General features: G+C 39.0%; 15 protein-coding genes. 6 read left to right on the top strand and 9 right to left on the bottom strand.

Annotation, left to right across the window (positions count from 1 at the left end):
• Positions 1 to 56: 56 nt before the first annotated feature.
• Together PL8927_RS01315 and PL8927_RS01310 are read right to left on the bottom strand one after the other, a co-directional pair.
• Complete coding sequence (locus PL8927_RS01315) at positions 57 to 455, bottom strand: hypothetical protein (RefSeq protein WP_083616741.1); 399 nt, start codon at positions 453 to 455, stop codon at positions 57 to 59.
• A gap of 139 nt (positions 456 to 594) precedes the next feature.
• Positions 595 to 951: a hypothetical protein gene (locus PL8927_RS01310; RefSeq protein ID WP_083616739.1), complete on the bottom strand. Its 357-nt coding sequence runs from the start codon at positions 949 to 951 to the stop codon at positions 595 to 597.
• 424 nt (positions 952 to 1,375) lie between these two features.
• Between PL8927_RS01310 and PL8927_RS01305 the strand changes: the two genes are divergently transcribed.
• The 4 genes from PL8927_RS01305 to PL8927_RS01290 all read left to right on the top strand — a co-directional run bounded on the left by PL8927_RS01305 (position 1,376) and on the right by PL8927_RS01290 (position 4,124).
• The gene (locus PL8927_RS01305) at positions 1,376 to 2,311 is read left to right on the top strand and encodes a cation diffusion facilitator family transporter (RefSeq protein WP_083616737.1); all 936 of its coding nucleotides are present in this window, start codon (positions 1,376 to 1,378) and stop codon (positions 2,309 to 2,311) included.
• A 99-nt stretch (positions 2,312 to 2,410) separates the two neighbouring features.
• The gene (locus PL8927_RS01300) at positions 2,411 to 2,773 is read left to right on the top strand and encodes a 4a-hydroxytetrahydrobiopterin dehydratase (protein ID WP_083616735.1); all 363 of its coding nucleotides are present in this window, start codon (positions 2,411 to 2,413) and stop codon (positions 2,771 to 2,773) included.
• A gap of 35 nt (positions 2,774 to 2,808) precedes the next feature.
• On the top strand, positions 2,809 to 3,711 hold the full coding sequence (locus PL8927_RS01295) for a TIGR02587 family membrane protein (RefSeq protein WP_083616733.1): 903 nt from the start codon (positions 2,809 to 2,811) through the stop codon (positions 3,709 to 3,711).
• Positions 3,708 to 4,124, top strand: a complete 417-nt coding sequence (locus PL8927_RS01290; protein WP_197047274.1) for a TIGR02588 family protein — start codon at positions 3,708 to 3,710, stop codon at positions 4,122 to 4,124. The genes PL8927_RS01295 and PL8927_RS01290 overlap by 4 nt, the downstream gene beginning before the upstream one ends.
• An 82-nt stretch (positions 4,125 to 4,206) precedes the next feature.
• Here PL8927_RS01290 and PL8927_RS27880 read toward each other — a convergent pair whose 3' ends face one another.
• On the bottom strand, positions 4,207 to 4,380 hold the full coding sequence (locus tag PL8927_RS27880) for a hypothetical protein (RefSeq protein ID WP_197047273.1): 174 nt from the start codon (positions 4,378 to 4,380) through the stop codon (positions 4,207 to 4,209).
• An 845-nt stretch (positions 4,381 to 5,225) separates the two neighbouring features.
• Between PL8927_RS27880 and PL8927_RS01280 the strand changes: the two genes are divergently transcribed.
• The gene (locus PL8927_RS01280; RefSeq protein ID WP_083616729.1) at positions 5,226 to 5,408 is read left to right on the top strand and encodes a hypothetical protein; all 183 of its coding nucleotides are present in this window, start codon (positions 5,226 to 5,228) and stop codon (positions 5,406 to 5,408) included.
• Between the two features lie 62 nt (positions 5,409 to 5,470).
• On the opposite strand, the gene PL8927_RS01275 is transcribed toward PL8927_RS01280, so the two are convergent.
• Positions 5,471 to 6,874, bottom strand: coding sequence for an IctB family putative bicarbonate transporter (locus tag PL8927_RS01275; protein ID WP_083616727.1), 1,404 nt, complete (start codon positions 6,872 to 6,874; stop codon positions 5,471 to 5,473).
• A gap of 186 nt (positions 6,875 to 7,060) precedes the next feature.
• Between PL8927_RS01275 and PL8927_RS01270 the strand changes: the two genes are divergently transcribed.
• Positions 7,061 to 7,288 carry an antitoxin gene (locus PL8927_RS01270; protein WP_083616725.1) on the top strand — a complete coding sequence of 76 codons (228 nt, stop codon included), beginning with the start codon at positions 7,061 to 7,063 and terminating at the stop codon, positions 7,286 to 7,288.
• Between the two features lie 36 nt (positions 7,289 to 7,324).
• Here PL8927_RS01270 and PL8927_RS01265 read toward each other — a convergent pair whose 3' ends face one another.
• From PL8927_RS01265 to hisE, 5 genes are all read right to left on the bottom strand, one after another.
• Complete coding sequence (locus tag PL8927_RS01265; protein ID WP_083616723.1) at positions 7,325 to 8,059, bottom strand: NUDIX hydrolase; 735 nt, start codon at positions 8,057 to 8,059, stop codon at positions 7,325 to 7,327.
• 138 nt (positions 8,060 to 8,197) lie between these two features.
• Positions 8,198 to 8,770, bottom strand: a complete 573-nt coding sequence (locus PL8927_RS01260; protein WP_083616721.1) for a nicotinate-nucleotide adenylyltransferase — start codon at positions 8,768 to 8,770, stop codon at positions 8,198 to 8,200.
• 37 nt (positions 8,771 to 8,807) lie between these two features.
• Positions 8,808 to 9,758 (bottom strand): ADP-ribosylglycohydrolase family protein, encoded by a 951-nt coding sequence (locus tag PL8927_RS01255; protein WP_083616719.1) that lies wholly within the window; start codon positions 9,756 to 9,758, stop codon positions 8,808 to 8,810.
• Between the two features lie 141 nt (positions 9,759 to 9,899).
• The gene (locus PL8927_RS01250; RefSeq protein ID WP_083616717.1) at positions 9,900 to 11,321 is read right to left on the bottom strand and encodes a nicotinate phosphoribosyltransferase; all 1,422 of its coding nucleotides are present in this window, start codon (positions 11,319 to 11,321) and stop codon (positions 9,900 to 9,902) included.
• 266 nt (positions 11,322 to 11,587) lie between these two features.
• On the bottom strand, positions 11,588 to 12,163 hold the full coding sequence (gene hisE, locus PL8927_RS01245) for a phosphoribosyl-ATP diphosphatase (protein ID WP_083616715.1): 576 nt from the start codon (positions 12,161 to 12,163) through the stop codon (positions 11,588 to 11,590).
• Positions 12,164 to 12,223: the final 60 nt, after the last annotated feature.

The raw sequence follows: 12,223 nt of genomic DNA, 5'->3' as shown, positions 1-12,223 counted from the left end.
AATTCGTGTGAATTCTGATCCCAAGAATTGAGTTGTGGAGGCGGGCTTTATCATGATTAGTGAGAAGAATTAGATTCGCGTAGACGTTTTAATTCATCTCTTAACTCAGCAATTTGGGTTGTGAGTTCTTGAATTTCCCGGACAGGTTCGGGGTCTGAGGTTACGGGAGCCGTTGGAGTGGTAACAGGGGAGGTTGTTACCGTTGTTGTGGTGTCTGTATTGACGTTCTGAGGGCGCTGAGAGAGGATCGTATCAACAAAATTGCGCGCTTCCTGCTCAGTCATTTTTCCTTTTTCAGCCCATTCATCAGCTAATTCGCTAAACTGAGACTGAATTTTTCCGAGATTCTCATTGCGCTTGTAAGGATCTTGTAGGATCTCGATCAGGGAAGATGTCGCGCCCAGGGTAACGCGAAATCCTTGGTGGAGTAAGTCGGTTAAGTGTTCAGCATTCATCAGAATCAAACTATTCCTCAATTAGACATTTTGAGTACAATGATTCAAGCTTGGTTGAGTTCGGCTTCGGATAGCTTGGCTGTAAATGAGTAAGCCGAACCTCTAAAGAAGCCCTCTTTGGCTCGTATATTCTAACAGCTTATTTGTTGACTTGATCGAGGTATTGATTGACATCATCAATAAGACGGGTGAGTTCGGCTTCCGTCATCAGTTTAATCCGTTCATCTCGGACTGTAATCAAGACTTTGGCGGCAAAGGGACTGGGCCAAATATTGGGATTGCAGAAGACTTCTAAAAAAACATCCCCAGTATATTGATATTCTATTGGCTTTTGAGGCGTAGGTTTACCCCCACCTGGGGAATTTTTTGCAGCCACAGCTTTGAGTTTTTGCATCAATTCATCTAGCGCCGCTTTTAAATTTTGGGCGGCTTCGGGAGTAAAGCGCAAGGAGACAGAACCCTGAGTTAAATTGAGTGTGAGTGAAGCTACAGACATAGAAGACCTATTCCAAACAGCAATTAAAATCCTTTGATCTGATTTTACTGTTAAGTTAACCGTAATGAGAGTTTATCTTTTTAGCAAAATTTGATTAAGCTCTACTCCTTTATTAAGATAGACGCGAGAAATTAGAAGAGATAGGGAACATTTACAGGGAAAGCTAGAAGTTAGCAATATAGCAACCCTAAATAGGTTGTAACATTTTAATACTGATATGAAACAACCAGAAGTATTACCCCCTGTTCCCAGATCCGATGTTCCCTGTTCCCTGTTCCCTTTTAAGCCTAAATTTTGAACCCCACTCAAATAGGATTGCTATAGAATTTTAATAAAAATTAATCTCAATAGTTAAATTAACTGAATAAAATGATATTGTAAAAATAGCTTTTGATCCCCATAAAAGCTGAAAAGGAGAGATTCTATGATTCAGGATAATCGCTCAAAAGTTCAATTTGTTTTATTACTCACACTGGGTTTAAACCTGATAGTGATGAGCATTAAAGTTATTGTAGGAACTCTAACAGGTTCTTTAAGTTTACTAGCTGATGCCCTACACAGTGTTACCGATAGTGCTAATAATATTTTAGGGTTAGTTACGAATCATTTTGCCTCTCCTCAACCCGACCGGGAACATCCTTATGGACATCAAAAATTCGATGCTTTGGGAGCCTTGGGTGTGGCTGTTTTTTTGGGAATTGCCTGTTTTGAAATTTTGAGTAGCACCGTGGAACGGGTGTTTAGAGAAAGTAAACCTGTCGAAATTTCTCCTAAAGAATTATGGATTTTATTAATTGTTTTAGGGATTAATATTTTTGTCGCTTATTATGAACGCTCTGCTGGAAAGCGTTTAGGAAGTGCGGTTTTAGTGGCAGATGCTAAACATACCATGAGCGATGTTTGGATTACCATTATGGTAATTGGGGGATTAATTGGAATTTGGCAAGGGGAAGTTTGGAATTTGCCAAAATTGCAATATTTAGATGTAATTTTAGCTTTTCCTGTGGCGTTATTAGTCTTTAAAAGTGGTTGGAGTGTATTAAGAGAAAATCTGCCTTGGTTAGTAGATCAAATGGCGATCGCACCGGAAACAATCAAAGAGATATCTATGTCTGTTCCCGGTGTAGTCAACTGTCATAATATTGCGTCTCGTGGCGTAATTGGGCGACAAGTTTTTATTGAAATGCACATGATTGTTGAAGCCACCGATGTCGAAACCGCCCACAGCATTACAGAAGCCGTTGAAGCAGAATTAGGTAATCGCTTTAATCCTGCTAGAATTTTAATTCATGTTGAACCTCCCGAATATCAATCCGAGGAAATTACCTATGACTCCCCATCGGCCAAAATCAAACAGTGAATTTCACTCTGTAGATAGATAAAATTTAAGCTTGAGTTTTTTATGATGATTAAATACCTTTAAAAATTGATCCCAATTGTTAATATTAAGCCGATAACAATGACATCCTTAACTCAACAGACCTGTGAAGCTTGCCATCAAAAATCAACTCCCGTGAGTTTAGAAGAAATTGCCAAGCTCAAACCGGAAATTCCCTATTGGAATTTAATAGAAGTAGAGGGAGAATCCCGGTTAGAAAGAAGTTATTCATTTCCTGATTTTAAAACCGCTTTAGCGTTTACCAATCAAGTCGGAGAAATAGCCGAATTAGAAAATCATCATCCCGCATTATTAACAGAATATGGAAAAGTGACTGTAACCTGGTGGACTCATGCCATTTTTGGGTTACATCGAAATGATTTTATTATGGCAGCAAAAACCGATGATCTGGCTGAAAATTCAGGAATAAAAAACAGAAAATAAAATCGGCTGAATTTCCAAACCTCTGATGTTTTATTATGAAAAGACAAGCTAATTCTTCAAGCCATTCAAAATCTTGGATTCTTGAGTTCCAAGAACTGGTGCGAGGAATTTCTGGGGGGTTTTTGTTTGGAATTCCCCTGTTATATACAATGGAAGTTTGGCAAATTGGTTCCTTTACAGAACCTCCTTTAATGCTAACTCTTTTGGGAATTACCTATTTTGTTGTATTTCTTTTAATTCGAGTTTCTGGATTCCGTCGTCATCAACACAAGACCCTAAAAAATACCCTGTTAGAAAGTGTAGAAGCCTTAGCCATTGGATTAGTTTGTACAACCTTTATTTTAATTTTATTACGACAAATTAATCAAGAAACTCCCCTAGATGAAGCCTTGGGAAAAATAATTTTAGAGAGTATTCCCTTTGCGATGGGTGCTGCTTTAGCGGAATTAATGTTAAGTGATGAATCGTCTAACTCATCCTCATCATCTCAGGATAAAAAACCGATAAAATCTAATTTTTTAAAAGCCAATAAAATCAATTTACAGGATACTCTGGATGATATTAGTGCTACCTTTATTGGAGCCCTGTTTATCGCCTTTAGTATTGCGCCTACCGATGAAGTTCGTATTCTAGCAGGTGCAACTTCTCCACCTTGGTTAATTGCGATTATGATCGCATCTTTAATTATTTCCTATTGTATTGTTTTTGCGGCGGGTTTTAGAAATCAACAAAAGCGTCATCGTCAGCAAGGATTATTTCAATCTCCCCACACAGAAACGATTGTTTCTTACTTAATTTCTTTAATTACTTCAGTCTTAATGCTGTGGTTTTTTCAGAAATTGAGCTTTAGTGAGCCGGGGATATTAGGGCTAAACTCGACTTTAATTTTAGGACTTCCCGCAACTATTGGGGGAGCAGCAGGACGTTTAGCAATATGATCAAAAATCAGATTTCTGAGCAAAATTCATCGAAACCGAGCCGTTCAATCGCTGAAAAATTCAGCTTGAGTATTTCCATTTTTATTCTCGTTCTTTTACTGGGATTAGTGGTTTATAGCTGGCGAATTCAAAAGCATAAACCTCCGGTTTTAACCCTCACCCAACCCGAAGCTATTCGCCAAGAGCAGGAACAATTTTATGTAACCTTTACGGTAATTAATGAAGGGGGAGAAACCGCACAATCTGTACAAGTGATTGGAGAATTTTACTCGAAGGGAGAAGTCATTGAACAGGGAGAACAACAAATTGATTATCTTTCCGGGGGAGAATCAGCATCTGGTGCGTTTATTTTTAGTGGAAATCCCCAGGACGGAGAAGTTAAAATTCGAGTGGGAAGTTATAAGTTACCGTGAGGCTAATTAATCCGATTAGAACAATTTCCTCCCCTGAATAATTGGAGAGGAAATCATCTCGAATCTGTGAAAATCAGTTCCCTTATTTGGGAGAAGCCGCCGGAGTAGGAGAAGCCGCTGGAGCCGGAGAAGTCGCCGGAGTGGGAGAAGCCGCCGGAGCGGTTGTGGCTTCAGGGGTGGGAGTCCCGCCACAAGAAGTTAATAAACAAGAAGAAGCTATTGCTAAACCCGTGAATACTACAGCAAACTTTTTCATAGGATGTCTCAAGAAAAGGGAAAATAAGTGAGTGACAAGATTGAGAAAAAACACACCTTAATTTGAGGGATGTTTCTGAATAGTCAGTTGGAAATTAAACCTGGATTGAGATTTAACCCGCCTGGATTTTAGGGTAATATTTGGAAGCGACTTTCAGCTATTCAATTGAGGACTCTTGATTCCTAAAAATCCTGAATTGATCCTGATTAAAGTCACTTTTTATATTCCCCTGACGTCTATAGAACCCGATTCAAAGTGTTTTCTCCCAGTTCCTGAACTTCAAGCTAGAAATTAGGAAAGATTGGGAATAAAAACACCCTACTCATCAAAGCCCTTTTTAACTCAAGCAAAACCCTTTTGTCAATCAGACAAAAGGAATTTCCTGGATTATTCTGACCTACCATTCAGAAAACACAACTTTCCTCAGTTTTTAAGGAAGTTGTAAGATTTCTCCTTGTTTACCTTACATATAATACAGGTTTTTATTCAAAATGGAAGAGACTCTACGGTAAATTACTTAGACCTGCTATGACCGGGGATCAAATCCCTGTAAATTCACTGATTTTGAGGATTTTAATTCTTACAGGCCGATGTCTATTAACACCTATTTTGTTGTGCCAAGTGAGAAAAACACTATAAATTAGAGTCATACCCCAGGGATTGTGCCAGTTTGAGAAATTGTCCCCAGGAGTTGGGCGGTTAAGACCAATTGACCGGGGCTGAAACGTTGGGTGTAGAATTGTTGCGGGATCACATCGCAAACTAGCACAAGGATGAGTGGAAATTCAGACAATTTGCTGTTTACTTTGTACAGGTAAACATCATCAATTTGTGAGAATCTGACTATGGAATTCTTGTTCTGCTACGGTTCTACTTCTACGGTTGCTGGTGTATTCTATTCCCAGCATAACTCTAAAAAAGCTCAGGAGCTTTGGTCTTCAATTCAAAAGCTGATTCCTCCCTCAGTATTAGAAAATCTTGAACACACAATCACCCAAGAATTAGAAGCATTAATGAGGATTGGATAACCCTTGAATACCCGATTTTTAGATGGATTGAGATTAACGCAGGAGAAAAAGAATTAGGGATTTTAATCCGTCTGAACTTCATCGGATAAAATTTGGGGTTTCGGTTGATAATAACTGGCAATTAACGCAATCATTAACCACCATAAAGTATTGACTTGAGGACGATACCAAACCGTATCAACCAACCCATGACCCAACATTCCCACTAATGTAGAAATAGCAGCCATTAACCAAAATCCTTGGGAATTTCCTAACTCTCGAAGTCGTTTTAATTGCACCCATCCTTGATTAAAGGTAACGGTTAATAACCAGAGAAAACAACTTAAACCAATAATTCCAGTTTCAACAGTAATTTCTAAAATTACTGAATAGGCACTTAAAGCGGTGTAACGAGGCTGCATATAAAGGGGATAAATCTTATTAAAGGCAACATTTCCAGGGCCTATTCCTAATATTGGACGATCTTTAATCATCTCAATTACTGACATCCAAACATTAATTCTAAAGTTATTACTACTATCTCCCCGTCCGGCAAAAATACTCGCTACCCGATCTCGAACTGGGGGAACAAATAGCACTGCAAATAATAGAAAAACGGTTAATCCCGTTAAACCCAGGGGTAAAGCCCATTGTCGCCAAAAGGGAGAAAACTGAATACTTAACCAGTATAATAATAGAATGGCAAAGGCAAATATTAATAGGACTAATCCAATCCATCCTCCTCGGCTAAAAGTTAAGACTAAACAGGAGGAATTAACAACAATCATTGTTAATGCTAATGCTTTGGGTAAAATTCCCCTCCAAACAAAAAATGATGCTAAACTTAAACCCACTGCGGGTAATAGATATCCAGCTAATAAATTGGGGTTATCTAAATAACTATAAACCCGTGTTAACTTGGATTGGGGAGAGGTGGGATCAACCCAAGTCGCTAAGGCTTCTACCCCAGAAAACCATTGTCTTAAACCATAAACACTGACAATTAAAGCCGTTAGTAAAAAGATAGTAATAAAAATTGAACGAATTTTAGGCGATCGCAATATCCTTGACATTAAAGCGAATAAAATTAGATAAAGAGTTAATTTAATCCACCCACTCAATGCCGCCATTTTAACCGGAGATAAAGCCGTTGCAATGGTAGCAATTCCCCAATATAATAAAACAATTAAATGAATCGGAGTAAAGGCTGTTTGTGAAGGTTCATCGGTAAGAGTTAATAATAGCCACCAGGCGGCGCAAGCGATTAATAAAACCCCTATTAATGCAGTTCCCACAAAAGGAGCTAAACCGAATACAATAGTGATTAATAATGCCCCCAAGGGTTCACCCCACTGCAATAACCAACTTCCCTGTCGCCATTGGTGTAAAACTCCCGTTAAGCGATAGAGAATACTGGTATTCCGCCATTGGTAGATGAGTAAGTTTTGTAGGGTAAATTGTTGCCAAACAGTATTTAAGGTGGTCATGCCATGCAATAGGTTTTGAGATTATAGGGGAGGAAATTCAGACATTAGTATACCTTAATTTACCTGTTGTCAACAAAATTCTTTATTCCTGATACCGACTCTGACCCCACAACTGTTTGATACTAAGCCAATAAACCCTTATATTTGATATAATAATATTAACCCACATTCAATAATATTAAAGCAATGGATACTGCTAAACTTTTAAAAAATAGCAATGAACAAACTCTAGTCTTACCCGAAGAATATCAATTTTCTGGAGATGAAGTTTATCTCAAAAAAATTGGAAATGTTTTAATTTTAATTCCTAAAGATCATCCTTGGCAATCTTTATTTGAAAGTTTAAATCTATTTTCTGAAGATTTTATGGAATCGAGAGAACAACCTCCCCTTGAAATCAGAGAGGAATTCTAGGTAGAATTTTAAAAAATAGGGAGTTAGAAGCCAAGATCAAACAAATACTAAAGGTTTATCTTTTAAGGGTGCAAAAGCTTCCGCATCAAATCGATATAAACTTGCAGGTCTACCCGCTCCCCGTGATGTTTTTACTCCCGTATCCGAAAGAAATCCTAACTTCAGTAACCGGGTTCTAAAATTAGAATAATCGGAAAAACCTTCGCCTAAAATTGTTGTATAAAATTGATATAAATCCCCTAATGTAAATAATTCTGGTAACACATCAAAAGCAACCGGACTATATTCTAATTTATTTTGTAATCGACGATAACCATATTCTAAAATTTGATTGTGATCAAAAGCTAACTGGGGAATTTTGTCAATAGGATACCAAGCAATTCCTGTGACTTTATCCGCAATTAATTCGGCTTCTTCAAACCGAACTAAAGCAAAATAACTCACGGATAAATAACGAATATTATAACTATCTGGGGCTTCTCTGGGATCACGATTTGGCCCGCCAAAGGTATATAATTGTTCTAAATATAAATTTTCGACCCGAATTTTTTCGGCTAAAATTCGATAGGCTGCATCTTCTAAAGATTCCCCTTGTTGAACTAAAGTTCCCGGTAAACTCCAAGTATTAATAAAGGGTTCTTCTTGTCGCATTACCAATAAAACCAAGAGACGATTTTGCCCAGTATCAACGGAAAAAATTACATTATCAACTCCAACCTTAAAATTTTCTAATGGGGACGATAATACTTTTTTTTGAGTTTTTCCAACCATTTATATCTCCCAAGAATAAGTTTTTACTTTGAAAAATTTTGCCGTCTGGGTATAATCTTTTCATGACTTAAATTAAAATAATAATCAATAAAAAATTATGGTCAGATTAATTTTAGTTTCCAGATTCATCTTAAAATTTTAACGGGTATACTCATACAACTGTTCTTGGTTAATATAGGCTTGTACAGGAGAAGGTAAGACATCAATATCCCCGGTCTGGCGATAGTTTGTTGAGGAAACGGGTAAACCTGTCAGGGTGGCAATTTTAACTTTTTTTCCTAAGCTTTGCAGAGGCTCTAAATCTGTTTCTTCTACCTGATAACCGGGTCGAGGAATCACTAATAATTGTACCTGTTTTAACAGGGTTTCTATTTGATACCAATGGGGAATTTGTTGTACTAAGTCTGAACCCACAACTAAGGTATATTCTGCATCAGGCCAATAGTTTTTAGCTCCTTTTAAGGTTTCTAAGGTTCGGCGATGACTCAATTCAGGATGCAGAGCAATATTTTGCTTAGAGGTGTTAATTTCCTCAATTAATAATGATAACATTGCCATGCGATGTTTTAATGATGTTTGGTGAGTTTTAAAGGGATTATCCGATGCCCAAACCACAACTTTATCAAACCGTTGAGACAGCCAAAATAGAATGGCTTGATGTCCTGCGGTTGGAGGGTCTGCACTGGTTCCAAATAGGGCAATTTTAGTCATTTTTGGGTTTGAATTTAACTCACCTTTCTTAACAAAATCAGGACTCAGTTGTTGAGAAAATCGCTTGTTCTAACCGATCAGCTAAAGCAATAATATCATCTTTGCGAGCAATTTGTTCCACCCATTCTGAGGGAATATTTTCCCACCCATAATAGAGTCCTGCTAAACCTCCGGTTACGGCTGCGGTCGTGTCGGTATCTTCTCCTAAATTAACGGCTTTGAGAACGGCTTCAGCGTAAGAAGATGTCGTTAATAAACACCATAAAGACGCTTCTAAGGTATGAATCACATAGCCACTGGATTCAATTTGACCCATTGATAACTGATCAATTTTGCCTGTTAAAACCCGTTCAAACCGAGAAGTTTCTACAGTTAAACTGGGATGATAATAAATCGGTTTTACGGCTTCTATTCCTTCAAGGTAAGCCGATTTTAGATCTAAACCTTGGAGTAACTTAACCGCAATACTAATATAAATCCCGCAACCAATTTGAGATCGGACATGAGCATGGGTTAAACAGGAACATTCATGAACCCACTGGATTAATTGATAGAAAGAAACGGTGGAAGCTAAATACACCATCGGTAAAATTCGCATCAATGAACCATTTCCATTACTGCGTTCATGGGTTTCTCCCGCTTCCACAGGATTAACCCCATTTAAGATATTTCTAATGGCTTGATTTGTTGTTCCGCCAATATCAAATACCACGCCATGAGGTGTCCATTCTTGCTGATAGCGCCAACGACTAAAAGAATCGGCGATCGTTTTTAAATTATATCCCTGACAGAGACTATCTGCTAAACATAATGTTAACGAACTATCATCCGACCAAGTGCCCGGAGGTTGTCGATAGGTTCCCTGTCCCGTCATAGTTGTGATCGGATTTTGAAGACGTTCTTGGCGGCTAGAAAATTCTACGGGAACGCCTAGAGCATCACCGACACAAACCCCCATTAAACCGGATAAAATAGCTGATTTTTTCATATTTAAAATTGATTCCTCCCTATCATCATTTATCCATCCCTTCCCATTTGTAGGACGCTTGACACTCTCACCCCCATCTGATATCAATTATCGGTTTCAATAGGTAGCAGTTTCCTGTGGATTGTTCCCATTCTACAACAATTAATGACGGGTGGTTTCTGTTAATTTTTGTAACGCTGGAGAAATTTGAATCGTCGGGGAAACCGGATGATTTAAACATCGGGTTTCTGAGGGTAAACTGGCAACGGATTTTGCCGTGCGTTCAGCAATTTCTGTTAACGATTCTGTGGAATAAAGTCGTTTTCCTTGCTTCATCACTAACCGCATTAACGGTATCCGTGACGGAAATATTGATTGCACATTAGAATAATGCCAAGATTCAGCTTTTATTGGTTCTGTAATTAACCCAATTTCATCAGCGATAAATTGACCCTGTTTTAAGGTTCTAAAAATTTGCTTTTTCCCTGGATAAGTCACCTTTCCCGTAGCTTCCTTCATCACGGGTTTTCCCTGAATTTCAACTAACTTATAAACCCCATTTACTGGAATTCCCGTTACTAATTTTGTCCCCAAACCATAACCATCAATAATCGCCCCAGCTGCTTGTAAACGGGCGATTTCATACTCATCTAAATCGCCACTGGCAAAAATCGGAATATTCGGTAAAAGCGATCGCACTTCCTGTGATAAACTAACTAAATCCCCCGAATCTAAACGCACCCCTTTTAACTCAATTTCCCCCCGTTTTACCTGTTCTGAAAGTTTCCGGGCGGCATCAATTGTATTATAGGTATCGATTAATAAAGGCGCCCCTGGAAAATAGCGATGAAAAGCCGTAAACGCTTGAGTTTCTGACCCTTCTAAAGCCGAAATTGCCATCACCAACGCATGGGCCATCGTTCCCGTCGGTTTCCGGCCCAATTTCAACGCCGCTAAAACGTTAGAGGTCGCATCCAACCCTCCAGCTAAAGCCGCCCTCGCCGCCCACAAAGACGCCTGGGGACTAAAAGCCCGCCTAGTGCCAAATTCTAATAACGTCGCTTTTGGCCCCGCCACATCCCGCAACCTCGCTGCCCGGGTAGCAATTAAGGTTTGATAATTAATCGTATTTAATAGATAAGTTTCAATTAACTGAGCTTGCCACAGGGGAGCTTCTATTCTCAAAAAGGGTTGGTTCGCAAAAATAGCCGTCCCTTCCGACACCGCCCACACATCCCCAGTAAAGCGTCCGGTAGCCAGCAGTGACCAAAACTCCTGGGGAGCGTGGGTAAACAGTCCCGTAGACTGGAGGGCGTGAAGTTGGGCTTCAGTGAAACGGAATTTCTCTAAATATTCGAGAGCTTGGGCCAGTCCCATCGCAATTAAATAGCCAAACCCCTCTGGCAATTTTCGCGTAAATAGTTCAAAACTGGCCTGTCGTTGGTCGAGTCCTTCCCCGGTGTAACAGGCAATCATCGTCAGTTGGTAGAGGTCGGTCAATAGACTATAATCATCAGGGGTAAGATTCAGGTCGGGGTCTTCCCAGGTTTCCTGAACGTTAAGAGCAGACAGGACGGTACTCATAGCGTCGCCTCCTTGGTGAGTGTTGTCCCTTTAATTATAGTAGATTTCACCAAATTTATCTAGGGTAACACTGGATACCGTTTCAGAAAAATCCTGTTTTTTCGGGGTTTGAGGCAGTTTTTAGGGGATTTTTACATTTATTTATGGTGGATTTAAGTAAAATGCACCGGAGAGTTTTCTGATCCCCAGTTCCGCCACCGATATTACTATTTAATAGTAATGACAAAAAAATAATAAGTATTGAAGTATTAGTTTAGTGGAGAATGTCAATTTCGGCGTTCTTCTAACTTTTGGTAAACGTCTCTTAAATCAACATGGTGGTAGGCTAAAGCCACTAAAGTATGATAAAATAAATCCGCAACTTCTGAGGCGATCGCATCTTTATCTTTGTCCTTACAAGCCATCACCACCTCAGCAGATTCTTCCCCAATTTTTTTGAGGATTTTATTATCTCCTCCGGCTAATAATTTACAAGTGTAAGATTCTAATTGTGGATAGTCTCGACGTTCGCAAATCACATCAAATAATCCCGATAACGTATTTCCTGATAACTCCTGATGCTGTGCTTCAACCCCAATAATTATCATCGGGTTCTCATCAATGTAGCGAATTTCGTTGACAAAAATTTCCGAATTCCAGAGCAGAATTTCTGGATCTTGACAATACCAAACTTGCTGAGAGGTTAAAGTTTTTTCTAAGGTTTCTGCATTCATCCAAACCCAAGTAAACACCGTTCCTTCTAAACAATCTTGGATAACGGCTAGAATCAATCCTTTTTCGTTGTAACGAATTGTATCAATCCCACTCAACAGGCTTAACTCTAGGGGTTTTAACCGTGACATAAATTTACCCAATACAACCAGATCCCTAACTTGACTACAATATCATCTTGTTGGTTTGGC

This window comes from Planktothrix serta PCC 8927, from assembly GCF_900010725.2.
Classification (GTDB): Bacteria; Cyanobacteriota; Cyanobacteriia; order Cyanobacteriales; family Microcoleaceae; genus Planktothrix; species Planktothrix serta.
Note: the sequence above shows the minus strand (reverse complement) of the source record. Positions and strands in the feature narration are given on the sequence as shown.

What these genes read in the sequence shown, in the direction of transcription:
- PL8927_RS01315 (WP_083616741.1), bottom strand. Translation starts at nt 455, where the DNA reads ATGAATGCTGAACACTTAACCGACTTACTCCACCAAGGATTTCGCGTT.
- PL8927_RS01310 (WP_083616739.1), bottom strand. Translation starts at nt 951, where the DNA reads ATGTCTGTAGCTTCACTCACACTCAATTTAACTCAGGGTTCTGTCTCC.
- PL8927_RS01305 (WP_083616737.1), top strand. Translation starts at nt 1,376, where the DNA reads ATGATTCAGGATAATCGCTCAAAAGTTCAATTTGTTTTATTACTCACA.
- PL8927_RS01300 (WP_083616735.1), top strand. Translation starts at nt 2,411, where the DNA reads ATGACATCCTTAACTCAACAGACCTGTGAAGCTTGCCATCAAAAATCA.
- PL8927_RS01295 (WP_083616733.1), top strand. Translation starts at nt 2,809, where the DNA reads ATGAAAAGACAAGCTAATTCTTCAAGCCATTCAAAATCTTGGATTCTT.
- PL8927_RS01290 (WP_197047274.1), top strand. Translation starts at nt 3,708, where the DNA reads ATGATCAAAAATCAGATTTCTGAGCAAAATTCATCGAAACCGAGCCGT.
- PL8927_RS27880 (WP_197047273.1), bottom strand. Translation starts at nt 4,380, where the DNA reads ATGAAAAAGTTTGCTGTAGTATTCACGGGTTTAGCAATAGCTTCTTCT.
- PL8927_RS01280 (WP_083616729.1), top strand. Translation starts at nt 5,226, where the DNA reads ATGGAATTCTTGTTCTGCTACGGTTCTACTTCTACGGTTGCTGGTGTA.
- PL8927_RS01275 (WP_083616727.1), bottom strand. Translation starts at nt 6,874, where the DNA reads ATGACCACCTTAAATACTGTTTGGCAACAATTTACCCTACAAAACTTA.
- PL8927_RS01270 (WP_083616725.1), top strand. Translation starts at nt 7,061, where the DNA reads ATGGATACTGCTAAACTTTTAAAAAATAGCAATGAACAAACTCTAGTC.
- PL8927_RS01265 (WP_083616723.1), bottom strand. Translation starts at nt 8,059, where the DNA reads ATGGTTGGAAAAACTCAAAAAAAAGTATTATCGTCCCCATTAGAAAAT.
- PL8927_RS01260 (WP_083616721.1), bottom strand. Translation starts at nt 8,770, where the DNA reads ATGACTAAAATTGCCCTATTTGGAACCAGTGCAGACCCTCCAACCGCA.
- PL8927_RS01255 (WP_083616719.1), bottom strand. Translation starts at nt 9,758, where the DNA reads ATGAAAAAATCAGCTATTTTATCCGGTTTAATGGGGGTTTGTGTCGGT.
- PL8927_RS01250 (WP_083616717.1), bottom strand. Translation starts at nt 11,321, where the DNA reads ATGAGTACCGTCCTGTCTGCTCTTAACGTTCAGGAAACCTGGGAAGAC.
- hisE (WP_083616715.1), bottom strand. Translation starts at nt 12,163, where the DNA reads ATGTCACGGTTAAAACCCCTAGAGTTAAGCCTGTTGAGTGGGATTGAT.